Source organism: Comamonas sp. UBA7528, from assembly GCF_002479375.1.
Classification (GTDB): Bacteria; Pseudomonadota; Gammaproteobacteria; order Burkholderiales; family Burkholderiaceae_C; genus Comamonas.
Genome location: NZ_DLMU01000009.1, coordinates 231,209 through 253,079 on the forward strand (window position 1 = coordinate 231,209; position 21,871 = coordinate 253,079).

Genomic DNA, 21,871 nt, shown 5'->3' on the forward strand with positions numbered 1-21,871 from the left:
GGCTCAGAGCGTAGCACCACAGGCGCTGCAATGCGGGGCGGCGTGGCTGCCCACCATCTTGCCCAGGAAAGCGCGGGTGGCCTCCTGCTGCGGGTTGTCGATGACCTGCGCCGGCGCGCCGCACTCCACCACCACGCCGTCGCGCATGAAGACCACCTGGTCCGCCACTTCGCGGGCAAAGGCGATTTCGTGCGTGACCAGCACCATGGTCATCCCCTCTTTGGCCAGCGACTGGATCACGCCCAGCACCTCGGCCACCAGCTCGGGGTCCAGCGCGGAAGTCGCCTCGTCGAACAGCATCACGCTGGGCTCCATGGCCAGCGCGCGGGCAATCGCCACGCGCTGCTTCTGGCCGCCGGACATCTTCTCGGGCAGCATGTCGCAGCGCTCGGCTAGGCCCACCTTGGCCAACAGCTTGCGGGCCGTGGCTTCGGCTTCGGCCTTGGGCTTCTTCAGCACCGTGACCGGGCCTTCCATGACGTTCTGCAGCACCGTCATGTGCGGGAACAGGTTGAAGTGCTGGAACACCATGCCGGTGCGGGCGCGAAAGCCCGCCAGCACCTTGTCACCCGGCAGGCAGTCGGCGCCACCGGTGAACTGCAGCGCCTGTCCGCCCACGCGGATCTCGCCGCCATCGGGCACGGTCAGCAGGTTGATACAGCGCAGCAAGGTGGACTTGCCCGAGCCCGAAGGCCCGATCAGCGCCACCACGCTGCCGCGCGGCACATCCAGCGAGATGTTCTTGAGCACATTCAGCGTGCCGAAGGACTTGCGCAGCCCCCGGATGCTGATCGCAATATCGGAAGTGGACATGGCTCAGCCCCCCTTGGAATGGTGTTGTTCCAGGCGCTTGGCCCACAGCGTGGCCGGCAGCAGGATCACAAAGTACGCCACGGCGATCAGGGTGTAGACCTCCAGCGGGCGGTAGGTGTCGTGCGCAATCACCTGGCCCTGGTACAGCAGATCGGGCACCGCCAGCACCGACAGCAGCGAGGTGTTCTTCAGCTGCATGATGGACTGGCTCACCAGCGGCGGCACCATGCGCTTGAAGGCCTGGGGCAGCACCACGCGGCGCATCACCTGCCCGCGCGTCATGCCGATGGCCTGGCCGGCCTCGGTCTGGCCGATGTCGGTGGCGATCACGCCCCCGCGGATGATTTCCGCATAGAAGGCACCGCCATACAGCGACAGGCACAGCGCCGCCGCCATGGTGGCCGACATCTCGATGCCGGTCAGCACCGGCAGTGCATAGTAGAACCACACCAGCTGCACCAGTACCGGCGTGCAGCGGAACACTTCCACATAGGCGCGCAGCGGCGCGCTGATCCACACATGGCGCGACAGCCGTCCCAGCCCGGCGAGCACGCCGATGGCCAGGCCCGCCGCCACACAGATCGCGGTGAACAGCAGCGTGTAGCCGATGCCGGCGATCAGCAGGCTGCGGTACTGCCACAGCGAGGCAAAGTCCCATTCGTACATTGACCTACCCTCAGCCCTGCCCGCTTAGAACTTCACCTGCTTGGGGAAGCTCTCGGGCTTCACGCCGGCCAGCTTCTCCATGTTGTGCACGATGACCTTCTGCACGTCACCGGTGGCACGGGTTTCCTTGATCCAGGCATTCACCTTGTTTTCCAGGTCCTTGTTGGCGCTCTTGCGCAGACCAATGTGCACGGTGGACGTGCTGACCGGCTCGGGCACGAACATCTTGCCCATGTCGGGGCGCTTGGCCAGCAGCGGCTGGGCCAGCAGCACCATCAGTACCTGGCAGTCGGCACGGCCGGTCTGGATGGCCATGGTGGCCGCGCCCGAGCTTTCCAGGCGGGAGATGCTGGCCTTGGGCAGGGTCTTGGTAGCGAACTGATCCTGGTTGGAGCCCACGTCCACCACGATCTTCACCTTGGGATCGTTCAGCTGTTCCCAGGTCTTCACTTCCGGGTAGCCCTTCTTGCAGACCACGGTCAGCGTGTTGTTGAACAGCACGTCGGAGAAGTCGATCATCTCGCGGCGCGCCGGCGTGGGGCCCATGCCGAACATCACGTCGATCTTGTTGGCCTGCAGGTCCATCACGGCATTGCCCCAGGTGGTTTCCACGCGCTCTACCTTGGCACCCAGCTTGGTGGCCAGGCCTTCGGCGAAGTCGGGGCCGAAGCCCTGCCATTCATTGCGCACCAGATCCTTGTGGAAGTACGGCGTCGCGCCCGAGATCACGCCGATGCGCAGCACCTTGGTGCGCTCCACGCGCTGCAGCGTGGTTTCGTCCTGGGCCATGGCGGCCTGGGTGAGCAACAGGCTGCCAGCCACTGCCAGCGAGCGGAAAAGAGTGCGGGAGACGGTCATGGGAAATGCCTTGCACGGCCAGGCCGCGCGTCAAAACAATCGTAGAGGGGGGAGAGGTGGGTGCAGCACCACCGCCAGGGCGGCACACCCCGGGCCAGGGCCCCGGATGCGCGCAGTCCCACCGGTGGGTGCCAAGCAGCACGCTGCGCAGTGTAGGTCGCGGCTTTGTCACCACAAGTATAAAAAGTGACAATCCGGCCAACAAATGTCGTCACATCGTCATTTCACTGCTTTTATTTTCCCCAAACTGCTGAAATATCCGCGCATTTCTTCAATCTGCAGGGCCGCCACACTGAAACCCGAAGACATCAAAAACCATAGCATCAGATAATTGAGCAAAGCCGGATTCAAACCGTAAGTACGTCAAAGCACTGCGGCAATTGCGTATGCAACTCCGGTCCCGACAAAAGCCCGGCGGCCTACAATGAACGCCAAAAAGCGAGACAAGGCGCCATGCAACCCAGCCATAACGAACCCATCCTGAGCGTCACCGAGCGCGAGGCCATCAACGCCGGTCGGTGGTTTTCCACACTCTCCCCATCGCTGCGCCATGACATCCTGCGTCTGGCCACCGTCAAGCGCTTCAAGGACGGCGCGCAGATCTACGCCCGCGGCGATGCCCCGCACGACTGGTTTGCCTGCGCCAAGGGCGCGGTGCGCATGAGTTCCACCAGCCTGGCGGGCCGCCAGACCACCCTCACCTACCTGGAGCCGGGTGCCTGGTTCGGAGCCATGTCCACCTTCCTGGACGAGCCCCGCACCCGCGACGCCCATGCCCACGGCGACACCACGCTGGTGTGTGTGAGCAAGGAGAGCTTTCGCACCATCCTGTCCAACCACATCGAGTTCTACGATGCACTGCTGCGCCTGCAGGCCCAGCGCATCCGCCAGATCTACGGCCTGGTGGAAGACCTCAACACCCTGCCGCTGCGCGCGCGCCTGGCCAAGCAGCTGATGCACCTGACGCGCAGCTACGGCATGCGCACCCATGACGATCCGCAGGAAATCCGCATCGGCCTGCAGCTGGTGCAGGAAGAGCTGGCCCAGCTGCTGGGCGCCTCGCGCCAGCGCGTGAACCAGGAACTCAAGCGCATGGAACGCGAAGACTGCATCCGCGTGGAACCCTCGGGCCTGGTGGTGCGCGACAGCGAGGCGCTGCAAGCCATCGTCAACGAAGGCTGCTGAAGACCGGCACGCCATCAGCCGGTGTGCGGTGCAGAGCGGCGCGGCGCCATCCTGCGCCCCACGCCCTCCCCAGCCTCCACCCCTTTCACCCACTGCACGCCGGCCTTGCACCGGCCTGTGCAGCACCGCGTCAGCCGAAGAACGCCGGCCGGCCACCCGGGCGCTTGCCAGCCAGCACGGACTGGGCCTGGTTGATCCAGTCCATCACCGCCTGGGCCACCGCATCGCCCTGCTGCGCCACCTTGGGCCAGCGCCGCAGACAGGTGTGGATGAAGGTCTCCAGCTGCCACAGCGCCTCGCGGTTGATGACGGCCTGCTCGCTCAGCATGGTGGCGTCGCGCTTCATCAGGTGCAGCACGGCCATCTGCTGCTTGGGCAGCGATCCCGCCTCGGCCAGCGCCGCCTCCAGGCCGGCCATGCGCACATCCAGAAACAGCCCCGCCCGCCCGCTGGGCAGCAGCTGCCATTTCTCGGGCAACTGGGCACTGCGGCGCTTCCAGTGGTCGATCAGCATGGTCAGCATCACCAGACTGTGGCGCACGTCGGCCGCCAGAGGCAGCATCTCGCCCTCCGCCGCCATGCGCGGCTCCCGCTCCAGCGCCGGCTGCAGCACCAGGTGCACATGCTCGATGAGGCGGGTATCGAAGCGCTCGCGGTTCAGGCGCAGCATCAGCGACAGGCGCACCGCCGGCCGGTCGCTGGCATATTTCTCAAAGAAGGCCGCCACCACTTCGGCCACCATCAGGATGCGGCCCAGCGGCGAAATCTGCTCGCCCGTGATGTTGCGCGGGTAGCCGCTGCCGTCCATGCGCTCGTGGTGCTCCAGCACCGCCAGTTCCACGGCCGCAGGATAGGCGGCGGTGGAACGCACCACCAGCATGGCGGTGATGGAATGCACGGCCAGCTGGCGCCGTTCCTCGGGGGTCAGCTTGTGCTGCGGGTTGGCCCAGCTGGGCTCCATGAACAGCATGCCCACGTCGTGCAGCAAGGCGGCGGCAGCCAGTTGGGCCAGCTGGGCGTCATCCAGGCTCTCGCGAACGCCCAGGAACACGGCCACCAGCATCATGCACAGACTGTGTTCGTACAGCTGCGGCCGCTGGCTGCGCATCACCGTCAGCTTGAAGCAGGCCTGCGCCGGCCAGGCCATGTCGGCCAGCGGCGCCAGCAGGCGCCACTGCTGGCGCGGCCCCAGGGCCTGCATCAGCAGCCGGGGCAAGGCGGCGGATTCGCACAGCGTCATCGCCTCGGCCTCCAGCGTGGGCACATCCACCCGGTCGCGGATCTCCAGCAGATCGTCAATGGGATGGCGCAGGCGTTCGTTCACCAGCTTGTCGTACAGCGCCGCGTCGATGCGCACGCCCTTGTCGGCCAGGCGCACCCCGTTGGCGGTGTAGATGGCATCGCGCAGCACCAGGTTTTGCTGCTGGCCCAGGGCCTGGATGGCACGCAGGAAATGCGCAGTGCCCTGGAGGCTGTCGACCTCCAGTGGGGGTAAAGGATGCGATGGGAGGCTCATGCGGACCAGTACAGTTCTGTACGCCCATCATACGAAAGCCTGCACACGGCAGGCTTTCACGGCGTTACGGACGCACTACGGATGCATTACGGGCGGGTGGCGCGCCGCATCACGCCAGCAGCGTCACCCCGGTCTTGGACTGGATCTCCTCCAGCGTCACGCCCGGCGCCAGCTCCACCAGCTTCAGGCCCTCGGGCGTCACGTCCATCACGCCCAGGTCGGTGATGATGCGGTCCACCACGCCCACGCCGGTCAGCGGCAGGCTGCAGCGGGGCAGGATCTTCAGGTCGGTGGTGCCGTCCTTTTTCTTGGCCACATGCTCCATCAGCACGATCACGCGCTTGACGCCGGCCACCAGGTCCATGGCGCCGCCCATGCCCTTGACCATCTTGCCGGGAATCATCCAGTTGGCCAGATCGCCCTGCTCGGAGACCTGCATGGCCCCCAGGATGGACAGATTGATCTTGCCGCCGCGGATCATGGCAAACGACTGGTCCGAGCCAAAGATGGCCGAGCCGGGGATCGTGGTCACGGTCTGCTTGCCGGCGTTGATCAGGTCGGCGTCGACCTGCTCTTCCGTCGGAAAGGGGCCGATGCCCAGCATGCCGTTCTCCGATTGCAGCCACACCTCCTTGTCGCCCGTGTGGTTGGCCACCAGGGTGGGAATGCCGATACCGAGGTTGACGTAGAAGCCGTCTTCGAGTTCCTGGGCCGCACGTGCAGCCATCTGGTCTTGGGTCCAAGGCATAAGAGCCTCCTGAATAAATCGTGATTGACGTTATTGGTAGTCGCCGGAGTCGATCATGGGCTGCAGGTGGGAAACCACACCGTCGAGCAGCTGCACCAGATCGACCGTCTGACCGTCTTCAAGCCGTTTGAGGACCATGTCGCGCGCCCCGACCTGGATGCTGGATTCGCGAAAGCGCACCACGGGGTCGACTCCCCAGTCGTCGCTCACCATGTGCCAGTCCATATCGTCCAGCTCGCAGGTCAGCGCATCCCCCAGCACCACGCCCAGCCCGCGGGCCAGCAGCAGGTTGTCCGGCTGCACCAGGCCCCGGTCCAGCAGCGCCTGCAGCTGCACCAGGCCCGAGCGGTCCATGCTCCAGTCGTTCAGCCCCAGCTCACGGGCTGCGACCTGGCACACCAGCAGGCGTTCGCGGTCCAGCTGATCCTGCTCGTGCGCTGCCAGGGCGCGAAACACCGGCACACTGGCTGCGGCCACCGCCTCGGGCGCATCGTGCGAATGCGACAGATCCCCCATGGCTCAGGCCTCGCGCACGGTGCGCTTTTCGATGCGTTTTTCCGGATGGGCGTTGTGCACGATCCGGTTCACATAGATGCCGGGCAGATGGATGTCGTCCGGGGCAATGTCGCCCACTTCCACCAGCTCCTCCACTTCCACGATGCAGACCTTGCCGCAGGTGGCCGCCGCCGGGTTGAAGTTGCGGGCCGTCAGGCGGAACTGCAGATTGCCGCTCTTATCCGCGCGCCAGGCCTTGACCAGCGACACATCGGCCACGATGGCACGCTCCATCACATAAGTGTCACCGTCGAACTCGCGCAGCTCCTTGCCTTCGGCCACTTGCGTGCCCACACCGGTCTTGGTGAAGAAGGCCGGAATGCCGGCACCGCCGGCACGCATCTTCTCGGCCAGCGTTCCCTGGGGGGTGAACTCCAGCTCCAGCTCGCCGGCCAGGTACTGGCGCTCGAACTCCTTGTTCTCGCCCACATAGCTGGCGATCATCTTCTTGATCTGGCGGGTTTCCAGCAGCTTGCCCAGGCCAAAACCGTCCACGCCGGCATTGTTGGACGCAATGGTCAGCCCTGTGACACCGCTGTCCCGCAGCGCGTCAATCAGCGCTTCGGGAATGCCGCAAAGGCCAAAGCCCCCCACGGCGAGCAGTTGCCCATCGGCCACCACACCCTGCAGCGCAGCGGCTGCGGAAGGGTAGAGCTTTTTCATGCATGTCTCCTTGTTGTGCGATGCATTACGATACTACGTACTTAGTTAGGTAGTTTTTCGTAAAGAGTTGCACCATGGAGATGGATTACAAGCTGGCGTTCGAGATGGCCCCCGTCGGGTTGGTGATCTCACGCAACCGCACCATGGTGGACTGTAACCACCAGGTCTGCGAGATGTTCGCCATCTCGCGCGAGCTGATGATCGGGCAGTCTTTCCAGATTCTCTATCCCAGCGCCGACGAATACGAACGCCTGGGCGCCCGCATGGCGCCCATCCTGAACGCCAAGGGCCACTATTCCGACAACCGCATCATGAAGCGCGCCAGCGGCGAGACCTTCTGGTGCCATGTCAGCGGCCGCGCGCTGGACCGGGACGACCCCCATGCCTCCGGCATCTGGAGCTTTGAGGACCTGTCCGCCCAGCGCCCGGTGAAAGCCGAGCTGACCGGCCGCGAACGCGAAGTCGCAGCGCGCCTGCTGGAAGGACTGACCTCCAAGGAAATCGGCAAGGCCCTGGCCATCAGCCACCGCACCGTGGAAATCTACCGCGCCCGGCTGATGCGCAAATACGGCGCCTCCACCGCCGCCGACCTGGTGCACAAGCTGGTCGCAGGCTGAGCGCTTCGGGCCTGCGTCCGCAGTGGCGCGAACGGCAGGCCTCCTGCGGTGCAGGTGCAGAGGCGGCGTCAGCCCCTCCCTGCCTGCCCCGTACCGCCCGCACGGCACAACTTCCCGAAGGGTTGCGTCAGACCTCGGCCGGCGCCGCTATGCGGGCAGGGCCGCGTGCGGGTGCACCGGCAGGTGCTGCGTCCAGCGCCGCCATGCCCACCGGCGCCAGCACGGGGGCCTGGCGCGGCGCTGCCACCCCGCCCCATGCCACGGCATCCACGGACGCTGCGGACAACTGGCTGCCACCGGGCATGGCAAAGCGGCGCACCGCACCGTCCAGCGCCAGCGCCTGTTCGCGCAGGGCCGACGAGGCGGCGGCAGACTCCTCCACCAGTGCCGCGTTCTGCTGGGTCATCTGCTCCAGCTCGGCCACGGAGGTGAACACTTCGCCGATCTGGCGGTCCTGCACCTCGCAGGCCTGGGACACTTCGGCAATCGTCGTGGCCACGCGCTCCACGCTGGAGACAATGGCCTGCATGGTCTGGCCGGCACGCTCCACCTGGGCGCTGCCGCTGTCGGCGCAGCGCACCGATTCGCCGGTCAGCTGCTTGATCTGCTTGGCCGCCTCGGCGCTGCGCTGGGCCAGCACCCGCACCTCGCCCGCCACCACGGCAAAGCCCCGGCCCTGCTCACCGGCACGTGCCGCTTCCACGGCGGCGTTCAGCGCCAGGATATTGGTCTGGAAGGCAATCGCATCGATGGTGCCGGTGATATCGCCAATGCGGCGGGCGCTGGCCGTGATTTCCGCCATGGTCTGCACCACGCTGTCCACGGCCTGCCCGCCCTGCGCGGCCACACTGGCCGCGCTGTTGGCCTGGTCGCGGGCATGGGCGCTGGCCTGGGCGCTGTGGCGCACCTCCAGGCCCAGGTTTTCCATGGCCCGTGCGGTCTGCTCCAGATGGCTGGCGGTCTGCTCGGTACGCTCGCTCAGGTTGGCATTGCCCCCGGCGATCTCGCCACTGGCCACCGACACCTGGCCGGAAGATTCCTGCACCTGCTGCACCAGAGCACGCAGCGACTGCTGCATGCGGTCCATGGACAGCATCAGCTTGCCCAGCTCGTCACGCTGGCGCACCTGCACGTCCTGGGTCAGGTCGCCCTCGGCAATGCGCTGGGCCAGCGCCTGGGCATCGGCCAGCGCCCGCGTGATGTTGCGCACGCCGAAATAGGTGGTGGGCAGCAGCACGGCCACGGCCAGCAGCAGCAGGCCGCCCAGCCAGAAGCTCATCTGCTTGGCGGCGTCTTCCACCGCCCGGCGGGTGAACTCCATGTCGGTGCGGGCGTTCTCGGCCGTGGTGGTCAGCACGGAATCCATGCCTTCGATGGTGCTGCGCTGGTTCTCGGCATAGGCGGCGGCGGCCATGCTGTCCAGCAGCGCATCCTCCACCTTGCCGAACACCTCATCCATGGCCTTGGCGTAATCGTTCAGGTAGGTGATGCCGGATTCCAGGTTCAGCGACATGTCCGACGGCGTGGTGGGCGACTTCTGCAACTCTTCCAGGCGTGCGCGCAGCGCCGTCATGCCCACGTTCCAGCGCCCCCGCAGATCCTGCACCTGGGTGGTGTTGTTGGCGCTGATGATGATGTTCTTCTCCATCAGGCGCAGCTCACCCAGGCGGTTGCGCACCTCCTCCATGTCGCTGAGCACCTGCACCTTGCTGCTGAACACCTCCTGCACCTGGCGGTGCGTGGTCTCCAGCGCCACATAACCCAGCCCGCCCACCAGCAGCAGCATGACCAGAGAAAACAGCGTGCCCATATACAGGCGCGCACGGATGGAAAGCTTGTTGAGCCATTGCATGGATTGGTTCTCCCTCGCGTGTCATGCACCAGGGCCCTGTAGGACCGCCGGCGATTTGCATCATTCAGTAACAAGCATTAAGCAACAAGCAGGCCATGTGCGACAAGTCGATGGTCTGCATATGCTTAGAGGGTACGGGAGCAAGCGCTTCGCGCTCCATGGCGCCAACCCGAGATCGCGCTAACGCCTATTTACCGGCCCGCGCATCCGCGTTAATGCACCACGGCGGTGCAAAACAAAAAGCCCTGGCTCGGCGCACCGAAACAGGGCTGGGATCGCATGGGGCGCGGCCTGGGCCGGCGGCCAGGCTTACTCGCGGTGGTAAGGGTGGCCGGCGTTGACCGACCAGGCACGGTAGAGCTGCTCGATCAGCAGCACACGCACCATGGCATGCGGCAGGGTCAGGTCCGACAGGCGGATCTTCTCGTGGGCGCCCTGCTTGAAGGCCGGGTCCAGCCCGTCCGGGCCGCCAATCACCAGGGCCACATCGTCGCCCTCCAGCTGCCAGTGCTGCAGGCGCTGGGCCAGCGCCTTGGTGGTCAGGTTGGTGCCGCGCTCGTCCAGCACCACGATGCGGGTGCCGCGCGGAATCGCGGCCTCGATGCGCTTGCGCTCGGCCGCGTACAGCGTCTCCACCGTCTTGGAACCCCGGGGCTCGGTCTTGACGGCCTTGAGCTCGACCTTCAGCTCCGGCGGAAAACGCTTGGCGTAATCGTCGTAGGCCGTCTGCGCCCAGTCGGGCACATGCTGGCCTACGGCCACGATCAGCAGCTTCATGCCTTGGCGCGGGGTGCGCGCTTGGCGGCAGGTTTGGCAGTGGTCTTGGCGGTGCGCGGCGTGCTGGGCTTGACCACCACGGTCTTGATGGGCGCAGCCGCCTTCTTGGCGGCGGGCTTCTTGGCCGCAGGCTTGGCGCCAGCAGCACCGGCAGCCGGCTTTTTGGCCGCCACGGTCTTCTTGGCGGCAGGCTTCTTCACTGCGGGCTTGGCCTCGGCAGCGGCGGCGGCCTTGGGCTTGCCGGGCTTCTTGGCGGCCACGGCCTTCTTGGCCGGTGCGTCGGCTTCCGAGCGTGCGACCGGCTTGGCCGCGCCCAGCTTCAGGCGCACGGGCTTGTCGCCCCAGATTTCTTCCAGACGGTAGTACTGGCGGATGGCCGGCTGCATGATGTGCACCACGGCCTGGCCGCAATCCACAATGATCCATTCGCCGTTGTCTTCGCCTTCCTGGCGCGGCACGGGGAAACCGGCCTTCTTGACCGATTCGCGCACGCTGGAGGCCAGGGCCTTGGTCTGGCGGTTGGAGGTACCGGCGGCCACGATCACGCGCTCGAACAGCGGCGAGAGGTGCTCGGTATTGAAGACCTGGATGTCTTGCGCCTTGACGTCTTCCAGGCCATCAACGATGGCACGCTGGAGTTTGGTCACGTCCTTCTTGGCAGCGGATTCCGATTGGGTGGTGGAGCTCATCAGGCAGTATGTGGTTGCGTTCCGGTCAATATAGCGCGGCAGCGCCGTACATGCCATGGGGTGGTTCTTGCCACGCCCACCATCCGGACTCAAAGGTTTTTTGAAGGTATTCACCAGTCCATCACGGACTGGCAGCTATCGAAATTATAGTTTTCCGGCAATAACAGCGTTGCAGGCAGATCAAATCCAGTCCCGACGGACCAAGAATTCATGCGCCAGCGCATGCTCAGGCGTGCCCGGTGCATCTTCGCGCTGGTAGCTCCAGCTGGCATGCGAGGGCATGGACAGCAGGATGGATTCGGTGCGCCCGCCCGACTGCAGGCCGAAATGCGTGCCCCGGTCCCAGACCAGGTTGAACTCCACATAACGGCCGCGGCGGTAGCGCTGAAACTCCACCTGCTGCGCGCCATGGGCCATGCCCTGGCGGCGCTCCACGATGGGCAGGTAGGCCCCCAGAAAGGCATCGCCCACTGCACGCAGCATGGCAAAGCTCTGGTCCTGGCCCAGTTCGGCAAAGTCATCAAAGAAGATGCCGCCGATGCCGCGCTGCTCGCCGCGGTGCTTCAGGTAGAAGTACTCGTCGCACCAGGTCTTGAAGCGCGGGTAGAGCTGCTCGCCAAAAGGCTGCAGCGCCGCATGGCAGGCACGGTGAAAGTGCACCGCATCCTCTTCAAAGCCATAAACAGGCGTCAGGTCCATGCCGCCGCCAAACCAGCAGGTCTTGGGCTGGCCGGCATGTCCGGCCGCAATCATGCGCACATTCATGTGCACCGTCGGCACATAGGGGTTGCGCGGGTGAAACACCAGCGACACGCCCATGGCCTCGAACGGCGCACCGGCCAGCTCCGGACGGTGCTGGGTGGCCGAAGGCGGCAGCTGCGGGCCTTTCACATGGGAAAAGCCGCAACCCGCGCGCTCGAACACGCGGCCACCTTCCAGAATCCTGGTGACACCATCGCCCTGCAGGCGTTCTTCCGGGCCCTTGTGCCAGGCATCGGCCAGAAAGCGGGCCCCGCCCTCACCCTCCACCCCTTCCAGGGCGGTGGTGATGCGGGACTGCAGGTCCTCCAGGTAGGCACGCACGTTCTCGGGCGTGGCCGCCATGCTCGCAGTCGTCATGGACCCGCCCTTCAGTTCTTGATGGCGCGGAAGCCGATGTCGCGGCGGTACTGGGCCCCATCGAACTGGATGCCACGGGCCACGTCATAGACCTTCTGCTGGGCCTGCTTGACGCTGTCGGCCAGCACCGTCACGCACAGCACCCGGCCGCCGCTGGTGCGCACCTGGCCGTCGGCGTCCAGCACCGTACCGGCGTGGAAGACCATGGCATCGTCCGCATCGGCGGGCAGGCCGCTGATGGCGTCACCCTTGCGTGGCGCTTCGGGGTAGCCGTAGGCAGCCATCACCACGCCCAGGGCGGTGCGGCGGTCCCATTCCAGTTCCACCTGGTCCAGCTTGCCGTCCACGGCCGCCAGCATGACCTCCACCAGATCGCTCTTGAGGCGCATCAGGATGGGCTGGGTCTCGGGGTCACCCATGCGGGTGTTGAACTCCAGCGTCTTGGGGTGGCCGTTGCCGTCGATCATCAGACCGGCGTACAGGAAACCGGTGAACGGCACGCCGTCCTTTTCCATGCCGCGGATGGTGGGCAGAATGATTTCGCGCATGGCACGGGCGTGCACATCGGCCGTGACCACAGGTGCGGGCGAATAGGCGCCCATGCCACCGGTGTTCGGGCCTTCATCGCCGTCCTTCAGGCGCTTGTGGTCCTGGCTGGTGGCCATGGCGACCACGTTCTTGCCGTCGCACATCACGATGAACGAGGCTTCCTCGCCGGCGAGGAACTCTTCGATCACCACGCGCGCGCCGCCATCGTTGTGCTGCACGCCGTACTTGTTGTCCACCAGCATGAAGTCCACCGCATCGTGGGCTTCCTGCAGCGACATGGCCACGACCACCCCCTTGCCGGCAGCCAGGCCGTCGGCCTTGATGACGATGGGCGCACCCAGGCGGTCCACAAAGGCGTGGGCTGCCACCGGGTCGGTGAAGGTGTCGTAATCCGCCGTGGGAATGCCATGGCGGCGCATGAAGGCCTTGGAGAAGGCCTTGGAGCTTTCCAGCTGGGCGGCGGCCTTGGTGGGGCCGAACACCTTCAGGCCGTGGGCGCGGAATTCATCCACGACACCGGCGGCCAGCGGGGCTTCGGGGCCCACCACCGTCAGTGCAATCTTGTTGTCGATGGCCCAGGTCCGCAGCTGTTCCACATCGGTGATGGGTACGTTCTCGAACTTGTTGCTCAGCGCCGTGCCGCCGTTGCCGGGGGCCACGTACACCTTGCTCGCCTTGGGCGACTGCGCCAACTTCCACGCCAGCGCGTGCTCACGGCCACCGCCGCCAATCACCAGTATTTTCATAGTTCTGCGTTGTGATAGACGTCTTGAACGTCATCCAGGTCTTCGATCATGTCCAGGAGCTTTTGCATGCGCTCGGCGTCTTCGCCAGCCAGCTCGATGGTGTTTTCTGCGCGCATGGTCACTTCGGCCACTTCGGGCTTGAATCCCGCAGCCTCCAAAGCGTTGCGCACGGCTTCAAATTCACTCGGCGCGGTCAGCACCTCGATGGCGCCGTCCTCGTCGGTAATCACGTCTTCGGCACCGGCCTCCAGCGCCGCGTCCATCACTTTGTCCTCGTCCAGGCCGGGTGCAAAGATGATCTGTCCGCAGTGCTTGAATTGGAAGGCCACCGATCCCTCGGTGCCCATGTTGCCGCCGTATTTGCTGAAAGCGTGACGCACATCCGCCACAGTACGCACCCGATTGTCGGTCATCGTGTCCACGATGATGGCCGCGCCGCCAATGCCGTAGCCTTCGTAACGGATTTCTTCGTAGGTCACACCTTCCAGATTGCCGGTGGCCTTGTCGATATTGCGCTTGATGTTGTCGGCCGGCATATTGGCGGCCTTGGCCTTGTCCACGGCCAGACGCAGGCGCGGGTTGGCCGTCAGGTCACCGCCACCCTGGCGGGCTGCCACCATGATTTCGCGGATGATGCGCGTCCAGATCTTGCCGCGTTTCTCATCCTGGCGACCCTTGCGGTGCTGGATGTTGGCCCATTTGCTATGTCCTGCCACAGGAAATCCTTTGGTCTTGATTTAATCTATCGAATCCGATTTTACTTTTGATGCCTCACCCCACGAGGAAACCCGCATATGGCAGATATGGCAGCCCCTCTCCTGATTGCCCGGCATGGTGATATCCACTGTGACATCCTCCCCGGCCTGGCCAACCGCCACGGCCTGATCACCGGCGCAACAGGCACGGGCAAGACGGTCACCCTGCAGAAAATGGCCGAAAGCTTTGCCCACGCCGGCGTGCCGGTGTTCATGGCCGACATCAAGGGCGATCTGGGCGGCATCAGCCAGACCGGCAGCATCGGCGACAAGCTGGCCGCCTCGCTGAAGGACCGCGGCATCGCCCTGCCCGCGCCCACGGCCTGCACCGCCACCCTATGGGATGTGTTCGGCCAGCAAGGCCACCCGGTGCGCGCCACGGTGTCCGACATGGGCCCGCTGCTGCTGGGCCGCATGCTGAACCTGAACGACACGCAGATGGGCGTGCTGAACCTGGTCTTCAAGATTGCCGACGACAGCGGCATGCTGCTGCTGGACCTCAAGGACCTGCGCGCCATGCTCCAGCATGTGGGCGACAACGCCAAGCAGTTCACCACCGAATACGGCAACATCAGCGCGGCCAGCGTGGGCGCCATCCAGCGCGGTCTGCTGCAGATCGAGAGCGAAGGCGGCGACCAGTTCTTCGGCGAGCCCATGCTCAACATCGAAGACCTGATGCAGACCGACGCCCGGGGCCACGGCGTGGTCAACATCCTGGCGGCCGACAAGCTGATGAACTCGCCGCGCCTGTACTCCACCTTCCTGCTGTGGATGCTGTCCGAGCTGTTCGAGCAACTGCCCGAAATCGGCGACCCCGACAAACCCAAGCTGGTCTTCTTCTTCGACGAGGCCCACCTGCTGTTCAACGACGCCCCCAAGGTGCTGCTCGAACGCATCGAGCTGGTGGTGCGCCTGGTCCGCTCCAAGGGCGTGGGCGTGTACTTTGTCACCCAGAACCCGCTGGACATCCCCGACAGCGTGCTGGCCCAGCTGGGCAACCGCGTGCAGCACGCGCTGCGCGCCTTCACCCCGCGCGACCAGAAAGCCGTCAAGGCCACGGCCACCACCATGCGCCCCAACCCGGGCCTGGACATCGAAGCCGCCATCACCGAACTGGCCGTGGGCGAGGCCCTGATCAGCTTCCTGGACGAAAAAGGCCGTCCCTCCATCACCCAGCGCGTCTATGTGGTGCCGCCCGGCAGCCAGATCGGCCCCATCACCGCCGCCCAGCGCCAGCAGCTGATGCAGCAATCGCTGGTGGCCGGCGTCTATGAAAAAGCCGTGGACCGCGAATCCGCCTATGAAGTGCTGCGCAGCCGCGCCGAATCGGCCCCCGCCGCCCCGGGCAAGCCCGGAGCGGCCGGCGCCACAGGGGCCGCCGGCACCGGCACGGCTCCGGCAGACAACGGCATGATGGGCGAGCTCAACGACCTGCTCTTCGGCACCACCGGCCCGCGCGGCGGCAAGAAGGACGGAATTGTGCAGACCGTGGTCAAGTCCACCGCCCGCACCATGGGCACCCAGCTGGGCCGCCAGATCCTGCGCGGCGTGCTGGGCGGCATCTTCGGCGGCAAGAACCGCTGAGGCTGCGTGCAGCGTGGCGGCACCACCGCCCGCGCACGCCTGTTGCATGGCGTGTGCCGCGTGCGCGCCACCACAGGCCATTCCCATTCTCGACTCCCCCTCTGCACAGCGCACCTGCGGTTTCCCTGTACGCGCCAGCCGTTGGCGAATGCGCTTTCGCAGCTATCATCTCTGTAACTGCAACATCCAGATACAGCCTGAAAGGCCGACATGAGCGTGGTCACCTTGCCCCTGCCGACGTTTGACGATGTGGCAGACGCTGCCGAGCGTCTGAAAAACGTGGCCCACACCACACCCGTGCTGCGTTGCGGCACGGCCGATCGCCAATACCGGGCGCAGTTCTTCTTCAAATGCGAGAACCTGCAGCGCTCCGGCTCCTTCAAGTTCCGCGGCGCCTTCAACACGCTGGCACGCTTCACGCCGGAGCAGCGCAAGGCCGGCGTCCTCACCTTTTCTGCGGGCAACCATGCCCAGGCCATCGCCCTGTCGGCGCGCCTGCTGGACATGCCGGCACTGATCGTGATGCCCGAAGACGCGGCCGCCAGCAAGATGGCCGCCACGCGCGAGTATGGCGCCCAGGTGGTCACCTACAACCCGCGCACCGAAGACCGCCTGGCCATCAGCCGCAAGCTGGCACTGGAGCGCGGCATGACCCTGGTGCCTCCCAGCGACCACGCCGATGTGATTGCCGGCCAAGGCACCGTGGCCAAGGAGCTGCTGGAACAGGTACCCAACCTGGACTACCTGTTTGTCTGCCTGGGCGGCGGCGGTCTGCTGGCCGGCAGCGTGCTGACCGCGCAGGCGCTGGCCCCGAACTGCCAGGTGATCGGCGTGGAGCCGGAAAACGCCAATGACGGCCAGCAATCGCTGCGCAAGGGCGAGATCGTGGAGATTCCCTACCCGACCACCATCGCCGACGGAGCCCAGGCTCCGGCGCTGGGCAAGCTGAACTTCCCCATCATCCAGCAGGGGGTGGAAGAAATCGTCACCGTCTCCGACCTGCAGCTGATGCAGACCATGCGCTTCTTTGCCGAACGCATGAAGATCGTGGTCGAGCCCACCGGCGCGCTGGCCTTTGCCGGCGCCTGCAACGGCGGCATCTCCCTGGGCGGCAAGCGCGTGGGCGTGATCGTCAGCGGCGGCAACGTGGACCTCAAGCGCTACGCCCGCTTCCTGGCGGACTGAAGCCCCGCACCAGCAACCGTACTCGTCAGCTCGCACACCCGGCGCGGCCCGCAGGGGCTGCCCACTGGCTGGCAAGCCGCAACACCCTACAAGCTCCTTCGGGAGCTTGTTTTTTTTTTGGGGGGGGGGCGTCGATGGTCCACCACGCCCCCACCGGGCAGCCGCACTGGCACGCACCTTGCGCCAGCGCAAACACCCCGGCCAGCAGCCTTGCGCGGGCCGTGGACAGAAAAACCGAGCCCGCCACCCGCCTGCAAGGCCGCAGTACACTGCCTGCCGACGGCGCGTACCGCACGCATTGCATGTACGGCGTGTACCGCGTGTACCGCGCCCACCCGATTTCACCGACACACAGACAAGAAGCCATTCCATGAGCCAAGTGCACCTCATCGACCACCCGCTGGTCCAACACAAACTGACCCTGATGCGCCGCAAGGAAGCGTCGACCAACAGCTTCCGCCGCATGCTGGGCGAGCTGTCCACGCTGATGGCCTACGAAATCACCCGCGACTTCCCGCTGCAGGACCTGGAAATCGAAACGCCGATGGAAAAGATGGTCGGCAAGGTCATCGACGGCAAGAAGCTGGCCCTGGTCTCCATCCTGCGCGCCGGCAACGGTTTCCTGGACGGCATGCTGAACGTGGTGCCCGGCGCCCGCATTGGCCACATCGGCCTGTACCGCGACCCCGAAACCCTGCAGCCCGTCGAGTACTACTTCAAGATGCCCGACAACATGGGCGAGCGCGACGTGATCGTGGTGGACCCCATGCTGGCCACCGGCAACTCCGCCGCCGCCGCCGTGCAGCAGCTCAAGGACAAGTGCGCCCCCAAGTCCATCAAGTTCATGTGCCTGCTGGCCGCCCCGGAAGGCATCAAGACCATGCAGGCCGCCCACCCCGATGTGGACATCTACACCGCCGCCGTGGACCGCCAGCTCAACGACCACGGCTACATCCTGCCCGGCCTGGGTGACGCCGGCGACCGTATCTTCGGCACCAAGTAAGTGCAGCCGTCCGGGCCTGCCGTCCGGACTTCACGCCTTCCGCTCCAGCCTCCGCTGCCTTTGGCACCGGAGGCTTTTTCGTGCCCGATGCCGACACATGCAAGGCGATACCCCAGGACTGCGTGCCGATTTTGCAAATAGGACACATTCTCAATGCCATTAGAATGTATCTTTTTCTTACGCTACTACCTATTTCTGACATGAACCACTACCTGTTCGCCGGACTGATTGCCCTGGGTGCCACCCACATTGCGCACGCCCAGGCTCCAGCAGCCCCCCAAACCCAAGTGCAACTCAACGTGAACCAGGTGGTGGCGCACTACAGCACGCTGGTGTCGGCCACGTACGAAGACAGCATCCGTTCGGCCCAGCAGATGCAAAAGGCCATCGACGCCTTCCTGGCCAAGCCCTCGGCTGCCACGCTGGCCACCGCACGCAAGGCCTGGCTGCACGCCCGTGAGTACTACGGCCAGACCGAAGCCTTCCGTTTCTACGGCGGCCCCATCGACGACGAAAACGGCCCCGAAGGCCGCATCAACGCCTGGCCCATGGACGAGTCCTATGTGGACTACGTGCAGGGCCAGCCCAAGGCCGGCCTGATCAACAACCGCAAGGAAGCCATCACCGCCGAGCGCCTGGCCGAGCTGAACGAGCACGACGGCGAGGAAAACATCTCCACCGGCTGGCATGCCATCGAATTCATGCTCTGGGGCCAGGACCTCAGCGCCACCGGCCCCGGCGACCGCCCCTACACCGACTTTGTCGACGGCAAGGCCCCCAACGCCGACCGCCGCCGCGCCTACCTGCGCACCGTCACCGCGCTGCTGATCAAGGACCTGCAGTCCGTGGCCGCCCAATGGAAGCCCGGTGTGGCCGGCAACTTCCGCGCCGACTTCGAAAAGAACAGCAGCGACGCCGTGCGCCGCATCTTCGTGGGCCTGGGCTCGCTGTCGCGCGGCGAACTGGCCGGCGAACGCCTGGAAGTGGCCATGGCCAGCCGCGACCAGGAAGACGAACACTCCTGCTTCTCCGACAACACCCACCGCGACGCCGTGACCAACGCCATGGGCATCCAGAACGTGTGGCTGGGCAGCTACAAGCGCCTGGACGGCAAGGTCCTGCAAGGCCCCGGCCTGCGCGACTGGGTGGCCCAGCACGACCGCGGCGTGGCCGAGCAGACCACGCGCCAGATCGCGCAGTCCGTGAAGGCCGCCGAATCCATCCCGGCACCATTCGACCAGGCCATCCAGGGTGCGCGCGACAGCGCCGCCCGCGCCACCATCCAGGCCACCATCGACAGCCTGGTGGCCCAGAGCAAGTCGCTGGTCGATGCCGCCCACGCCGTCGGCATTGAACAGCTGAACCTGGTCGAACCCGAATAAGAACACCCATCCACCACCGCTGCCTGGGCTGCCCGTTGGCTCCGGCAGCGGTTTTTGCATCCGCCCCATGATGTTTCGCTGTCTGTCCCTCACCGCCGCGGCCTGCGCTGCACTGCTGGCGGGCTGCTCCCTGCAGTCGCAGGATGCGCCCTCCACCGCTGCCGCCATCCCGCCGCCGGACCTGTTTGCCCCGGCACCGCCCGATGCCCTGCCCGGCGGCACCACCACCGTCTTTGCCACCGGCCGCAACGCGTTCTCGCTGCCCCTGGCCAACCTCAGCGATGAAGAGCGCACGCGCTTTGTCATCGGCAACTCCTTCTTCAAGCGCAACTGGGTGCAGGCACCGGCCTCCACCACCGCGCGCGACGGACTGGGCCCACATTTCCTGGCCCGCTCCTGCGGCGGCTGCCACGTGCAGGACGGCCGCGCCCAGCCCCCCGACTTCCACAACCCGCTGGCCCCGCAACCGTTCGCCGGCCTGCTGATGCGCCTGTCCGTGCCCGGCACCGACGCGCATGGCGGCCCCAAGCACGAACCGGTCTATGGCGACCAGTTCAACACCATGGGCATCACCGGGGTGAAGGGCGAAGGCGCAGTGCGCATCCGCTACGAACCCATCAACGGCCAGTTCGCCGACGGCACCCCCTACCAGCTGGAGCGCCCGGTCTACGAACTGCACGACCTGGCCTACGGCCCCATGGCCGCAGACACCATGGTCAGCCCACGGATTGCGCCCCAGGTCATCGGCCTGGGCCTGCTGGAAGCCATTCCCGCCTCCGAAATCCTGGCCAACGCCCAGGCCCAGGCCCTGACCGAAGGGCCCATCAAGGGCCAGCCCAACTACGTGTGGGATGCCTATGGCCAACGCATGATGCTGGGCCGCTTCGGCTGGAAGGCCAATGTGGCCAGCCTGGCGCACCAGACGGGTGGCGCGTTCCAGGGCGACATCGGCATCACCTCGCCGCACTTTCCCCAGCAGACCTGCACCCCCACCCAGACCGACTGCCTGCACGCCCCGCACGGCAAAGGCGGCGCAGGAGTGGAGATCGAAGAGCACGCCATCAACGACGTGATCTTCTACCAGAGCACGCTGGCCCCGCCGGCGCGCCGCAACACCAAGGACGCCCAGGTGCTGCAGGGTGAAAAGCTGTTCCATGCCGCCCAGTGCGCCCAGTGCCACCGCCCCAGCTACCGCACCGATGCACCGCTGTTCCCCACGCTCAGCAGCAAGGGCGTGTCCGGGCAGACCATCACGCCCTATACCGATATGCTGCTGCACGACATGGGCGAAGCCCTGGCCGATGGCCGGCCCGACTTCCGCGCCAACGGCCGCCAGTGGCGCACGCCGCCGCTGTGGGGCATCGGCCTGCTGGATGCCGTCAACAACCACCAGCGCCTGCTGCACGACGGCCGCGCCCGCGGCGTGCTCGAAGCCGTGCTCTGGCATGGTGGCGAAGCCCAGGATGCCCGCGACCGCGTGCTGCAATTCAGCGCCGAAGACCGTGCCGCCCTGGTGAAATTTGTGGAGTCCCTGTAATGCCCGCCTGCCTGACCCCTCCCTCCTGCCCACCCCGCCGCCCGCGCCTGCGCCATGCCGTGGCCGCCCTCACCGCCAGCCTGGGCTTCTGGGCGGCCGCCCCCAGCCATGCGCTGGAAGTGGACGACCTGGCCACCATCGGCCACCAGCTCTACAGCCAGTGGTACCTGCCGCAGACCACCCAGGCCCTGGGCGCCGCGCAGGCGCTGCAAGCCAGCCTGCAGGCCTACTGCGGCCAGCGCCCCGGCAAGACCGATGCCGCCCTGCTGGGCGATGCCCGCCAGCGCTTCCAGCAGGCCGCCGACGCCTGGCAGCGCGTGGCCGCCGTCAACATGGGTCCGCTGGTGGAACGCCGCACCGACCGCATGGTCAACTTCCAGCCGCTGCGCCCGGCCCGTCTGGCCGAAGCCATCCAGCAGGCCCCCAAGACCCTGGCCGACATGGAACGCATCGGCAGCCCCGGCAAAGGCTTTCCCGCGCTGGAACACCTGCTGTGGACGCAGCCCGCCCAGCCCGGCAGCGCGAGCTGCAGCTACGCCGTGATGGCCGCCGCCTCGGTCACCGATGAAATCCAGGGCCTGCAGGCCGCGTTCCGGACGACTGCGGCAGCCAAGCCCGATCTGCGCGTCACCGAAGAATTCCTGAACCAGTGGATTGGCGGCCTGGAACAGCTGCGCTGGGAACGCATGGAAAAGCCGCTGCGCAGCGCCAGCACCACCTCCGGCAAGAAAAAGCCCCAGCTGATCCGCATGGACAGCGACAGCACCATCGCCAGCTGGCGTGCCCAGTGGTCCGGCCTGCGCGATCTGGCCGTGGCCCCGCCCGGCGCGCCCGAAAGCCAGGTCAGCATCGCCGGTCTGGTGGCGGCCCACTACCGCCCCCTCACCGCGGGCCGCTTTGCCAAGGCCGTGCAGGAAGTGGACAGCGCGTTTGCCGCACTCAACAGCACCGACCTGGACAGCGTGCAAAAGCTCTCCACCGCGCTCAGCGGCCTCAAGCGCTGGGTGGAAGCGGACATCGCCTCGCTGCTGCAACTGAGCATCGGCTTTTCCGACGGCGACGGGGATTGAGC

21 protein-coding genes are annotated in these 21,871 nt (G+C 66.1%); 8 read left to right on the forward strand and 13 right to left on the reverse strand.

Annotation, left to right across the window (positions count from 1 at the left end; translation table 11 throughout):
- Positions 1 to 3: 3 nt before the first annotated feature.
- Genes B3349_RS12145 through B3349_RS12155 form a run of 3 tightly spaced genes read right to left on the reverse strand, consistent with a single transcriptional unit; the run spans position 4 to position 2,337 of the window.
- A complete protein-coding gene (locus B3349_RS12145; RefSeq protein ID WP_291588933.1) occupies positions 4 to 813 on the reverse strand; it encodes an amino acid ABC transporter ATP-binding protein in 810 nt (269 codons plus the stop codon).
- A gap of 3 nt (positions 814 to 816) precedes the next feature.
- Complete coding sequence (locus B3349_RS12150) at positions 817 to 1,479, reverse strand: amino acid ABC transporter permease (RefSeq protein ID WP_066532510.1); 663 nt, start codon at positions 1,477 to 1,479, stop codon at positions 817 to 819.
- Positions 1,480 to 1,503: 24 nt separating this feature from the next.
- The gene (locus B3349_RS12155) at positions 1,504 to 2,337 is read right to left on the reverse strand and encodes a transporter substrate-binding domain-containing protein (RefSeq protein ID WP_291588935.1); all 834 of its coding nucleotides are present in this window, start codon (positions 2,335 to 2,337) and stop codon (positions 1,504 to 1,506) included.
- A 453-nt stretch (positions 2,338 to 2,790) separates the two neighbouring features.
- Here B3349_RS12155 and B3349_RS12160 point away from each other — a divergent pair, with 453 nt between their 5' ends.
- Positions 2,791 to 3,522 carry a Crp/Fnr family transcriptional regulator gene (locus B3349_RS12160; protein WP_291588938.1) on the forward strand — a complete coding sequence of 244 codons (732 nt, stop codon included), beginning with the start codon at positions 2,791 to 2,793 and terminating at the stop codon, positions 3,520 to 3,522.
- 130 nt (positions 3,523 to 3,652) lie between these two features.
- On the opposite strand, the gene B3349_RS12165 is transcribed toward B3349_RS12160, so the two are convergent.
- The 4 genes from B3349_RS12165 to B3349_RS12180 form a co-directional block, all read right to left on the reverse strand.
- The gene (locus B3349_RS12165) at positions 3,653 to 5,038 is read right to left on the reverse strand and encodes an HD-GYP domain-containing protein (protein WP_291588940.1); all 1,386 of its coding nucleotides are present in this window, start codon (positions 5,036 to 5,038) and stop codon (positions 3,653 to 3,655) included.
- Between the two features lie 109 nt (positions 5,039 to 5,147).
- Complete coding sequence (locus B3349_RS12170; protein ID WP_291588942.1) at positions 5,148 to 5,786, reverse strand: 3-oxoacid CoA-transferase subunit B; 639 nt, start codon at positions 5,784 to 5,786, stop codon at positions 5,148 to 5,150.
- Between the two features lie 30 nt (positions 5,787 to 5,816).
- Positions 5,817 to 6,302, reverse strand: a complete 486-nt coding sequence (locus B3349_RS12175) for a DUF3806 domain-containing protein (RefSeq protein ID WP_291588945.1) — start codon at positions 6,300 to 6,302, stop codon at positions 5,817 to 5,819.
- Positions 6,303 to 6,305: 3 nt separating this feature from the next.
- Positions 6,306 to 7,004 (reverse strand): CoA transferase subunit A, encoded by a 699-nt coding sequence (locus B3349_RS12180; protein ID WP_192334004.1) that lies wholly within the window; start codon positions 7,002 to 7,004, stop codon positions 6,306 to 6,308.
- 74 nt (positions 7,005 to 7,078) lie between these two features.
- On the opposite strand from B3349_RS12180, the gene B3349_RS12185 reads away from it, so the two are divergent.
- Positions 7,079 to 7,621, forward strand: a complete 543-nt coding sequence (locus B3349_RS12185) for a PAS and helix-turn-helix domain-containing protein (protein ID WP_066532531.1) — start codon at positions 7,079 to 7,081, stop codon at positions 7,619 to 7,621.
- 127 nt (positions 7,622 to 7,748) lie between these two features.
- Here the strand turns inward: B3349_RS12185 and B3349_RS12190 are convergent, their stop codons facing one another.
- The 6 genes from B3349_RS12190 to B3349_RS12215 all read right to left on the reverse strand — a co-directional run bounded on the left by B3349_RS12190 (position 7,749) and on the right by B3349_RS12215 (position 14,069).
- Positions 7,749 to 9,473 carry a methyl-accepting chemotaxis protein gene (locus tag B3349_RS12190; protein WP_291588948.1) on the reverse strand — a complete coding sequence of 575 codons (1,725 nt, stop codon included), beginning with the start codon at positions 9,471 to 9,473 and terminating at the stop codon, positions 7,749 to 7,751.
- A gap of 309 nt (positions 9,474 to 9,782) precedes the next feature.
- Entirely contained in the window at positions 9,783 to 10,250 is a 468-nt protein-coding gene (rlmH, locus tag B3349_RS12195; RefSeq protein WP_066532532.1) for a 23S rRNA (pseudouridine(1915)-N(3))-methyltransferase RlmH, read from the reverse strand.
- A complete protein-coding gene (rsfS, locus tag B3349_RS12200; protein ID WP_291588949.1) occupies positions 10,247 to 10,939 on the reverse strand; it encodes a ribosome silencing factor in 693 nt (230 codons plus the stop codon). The genes rlmH and rsfS overlap by 4 nt, the downstream gene beginning before the upstream one ends.
- Positions 10,940 to 11,119: 180 nt before the next feature.
- The gene (gene hemF / locus B3349_RS12205; RefSeq protein ID WP_291588951.1) at positions 11,120 to 12,058 is read right to left on the reverse strand and encodes an oxygen-dependent coproporphyrinogen oxidase; all 939 of its coding nucleotides are present in this window, start codon (positions 12,056 to 12,058) and stop codon (positions 11,120 to 11,122) included.
- 11 nt (positions 12,059 to 12,069) lie between these two features.
- Positions 12,070 to 13,353 carry a phosphoribosylamine--glycine ligase gene (gene purD, locus B3349_RS12210; protein ID WP_291588953.1) on the reverse strand — a complete coding sequence of 428 codons (1,284 nt, stop codon included), beginning with the start codon at positions 13,351 to 13,353 and terminating at the stop codon, positions 12,070 to 12,072.
- Positions 13,350 to 14,069: a YebC/PmpR family DNA-binding transcriptional regulator gene (locus B3349_RS12215; RefSeq protein ID WP_291588956.1), complete on the reverse strand. Its 720-nt coding sequence runs from the start codon at positions 14,067 to 14,069 to the stop codon at positions 13,350 to 13,352. Before B3349_RS12215 ends, purD begins: the two co-directional genes overlap by 4 nt.
- An 87-nt stretch (positions 14,070 to 14,156) precedes the next feature.
- On the opposite strand from B3349_RS12215, the gene B3349_RS12220 reads away from it, so the two are divergent.
- From B3349_RS12220 to B3349_RS12245, 6 genes are all read left to right on the forward strand, one after another.
- Positions 14,157 to 15,692: a helicase HerA-like C-terminal domain-containing protein gene (locus tag B3349_RS12220; RefSeq protein ID WP_291588957.1), complete on the forward strand. Its 1,536-nt coding sequence runs from the start codon at positions 14,157 to 14,159 to the stop codon at positions 15,690 to 15,692.
- A 210-nt stretch (positions 15,693 to 15,902) separates the two neighbouring features.
- On the forward strand, positions 15,903 to 16,877 hold the full coding sequence (locus tag B3349_RS12225; RefSeq protein ID WP_291588958.1) for a threo-3-hydroxy-L-aspartate ammonia-lyase: 975 nt from the start codon (positions 15,903 to 15,905) through the stop codon (positions 16,875 to 16,877).
- A 370-nt stretch (positions 16,878 to 17,247) separates the two neighbouring features.
- Positions 17,248 to 17,880, forward strand: coding sequence for a uracil phosphoribosyltransferase (upp, locus tag B3349_RS12230; protein ID WP_066532548.1), 633 nt, complete (start codon positions 17,248 to 17,250; stop codon positions 17,878 to 17,880).
- A 200-nt stretch (positions 17,881 to 18,080) separates the two neighbouring features.
- Positions 18,081 to 19,262: an imelysin family protein gene (locus B3349_RS12235; RefSeq protein WP_291588961.1), complete on the forward strand. Its 1,182-nt coding sequence runs from the start codon at positions 18,081 to 18,083 to the stop codon at positions 19,260 to 19,262.
- A 67-nt stretch (positions 19,263 to 19,329) separates the two neighbouring features.
- Positions 19,330 to 20,799 carry a di-heme oxidoreductase family protein gene (locus tag B3349_RS12240; protein WP_291588963.1) on the forward strand — a complete coding sequence of 490 codons (1,470 nt, stop codon included), beginning with the start codon at positions 19,330 to 19,332 and terminating at the stop codon, positions 20,797 to 20,799.
- A complete protein-coding gene (locus tag B3349_RS12245) occupies positions 20,799 to 21,869 on the forward strand; it encodes an imelysin family protein (protein ID WP_291588965.1) in 1,071 nt (356 codons plus the stop codon). Before B3349_RS12240 ends, B3349_RS12245 begins: the two co-directional genes overlap by 1 nt.
- Positions 21,870 to 21,871 lie beyond the last annotated feature (2 nt).

What these genes read in the sequence shown, in the direction of transcription:
- B3349_RS12170 (WP_291588942.1), bottom strand. Translation starts at nt 5,786, where the DNA reads ATGCCTTGGACCCAAGACCAGATGGCTGCACGTGCGGCCCAGGAACTC.
- B3349_RS12175 (WP_291588945.1), bottom strand. Translation starts at nt 6,302, where the DNA reads ATGGGGGATCTGTCGCATTCGCACGATGCGCCCGAGGCGGTGGCCGCA.
- B3349_RS12165 (WP_291588940.1), bottom strand. Translation starts at nt 5,038, where the DNA reads ATGAGCCTCCCATCGCATCCTTTACCCCCACTGGAGGTCGACAGCCTC.
- hemF (WP_291588951.1), bottom strand. Translation starts at nt 12,058, where the DNA reads ATGACGACTGCGAGCATGGCGGCCACGCCCGAGAACGTGCGTGCCTAC.
- upp (WP_066532548.1), top strand. Translation starts at nt 17,248, where the DNA reads ATGAGCCAAGTGCACCTCATCGACCACCCGCTGGTCCAACACAAACTG.
- B3349_RS12180 (WP_192334004.1), bottom strand. Translation starts at nt 7,004, where the DNA reads ATGAAAAAGCTCTACCCTTCCGCAGCCGCTGCGCTGCAGGGTGTGGTG.
- purD (WP_291588953.1), bottom strand. Translation starts at nt 13,353, where the DNA reads ATGAAAATACTGGTGATTGGCGGCGGTGGCCGTGAGCACGCGCTGGCG.
- B3349_RS12240 (WP_291588963.1), top strand. Translation starts at nt 19,330, where the DNA reads ATGATGTTTCGCTGTCTGTCCCTCACCGCCGCGGCCTGCGCTGCACTG.
- B3349_RS12190 (WP_291588948.1), bottom strand. Translation starts at nt 9,473, where the DNA reads ATGCAATGGCTCAACAAGCTTTCCATCCGTGCGCGCCTGTATATGGGC.
- B3349_RS12220 (WP_291588957.1), top strand. Translation starts at nt 14,157, where the DNA reads ATGGCAGCCCCTCTCCTGATTGCCCGGCATGGTGATATCCACTGTGAC.
- B3349_RS12235 (WP_291588961.1), top strand. Translation starts at nt 18,081, where the DNA reads ATGAACCACTACCTGTTCGCCGGACTGATTGCCCTGGGTGCCACCCAC.
- rsfS (WP_291588949.1), bottom strand. Translation starts at nt 10,939, where the DNA reads ATGAGCTCCACCACCCAATCGGAATCCGCTGCCAAGAAGGACGTGACC.
- B3349_RS12145 (WP_291588933.1), bottom strand. Translation starts at nt 813, where the DNA reads ATGTCCACTTCCGATATTGCGATCAGCATCCGGGGGCTGCGCAAGTCC.
- rlmH (WP_066532532.1), bottom strand. Translation starts at nt 10,250, where the DNA reads ATGAAGCTGCTGATCGTGGCCGTAGGCCAGCATGTGCCCGACTGGGCG.
- B3349_RS12150 (WP_066532510.1), bottom strand. Translation starts at nt 1,479, where the DNA reads ATGTACGAATGGGACTTTGCCTCGCTGTGGCAGTACCGCAGCCTGCTG.
- B3349_RS12225 (WP_291588958.1), top strand. Translation starts at nt 15,903, where the DNA reads ATGAGCGTGGTCACCTTGCCCCTGCCGACGTTTGACGATGTGGCAGAC.
- B3349_RS12155 (WP_291588935.1), bottom strand. Translation starts at nt 2,337, where the DNA reads ATGACCGTCTCCCGCACTCTTTTCCGCTCGCTGGCAGTGGCTGGCAGC.
- B3349_RS12245 (WP_291588965.1), top strand. Translation starts at nt 20,799, where the DNA reads ATGCCCGCCTGCCTGACCCCTCCCTCCTGCCCACCCCGCCGCCCGCGC.
- B3349_RS12185 (WP_066532531.1), top strand. Translation starts at nt 7,079, where the DNA reads ATGGAGATGGATTACAAGCTGGCGTTCGAGATGGCCCCCGTCGGGTTG.
- B3349_RS12160 (WP_291588938.1), top strand. Translation starts at nt 2,791, where the DNA reads ATGCAACCCAGCCATAACGAACCCATCCTGAGCGTCACCGAGCGCGAG.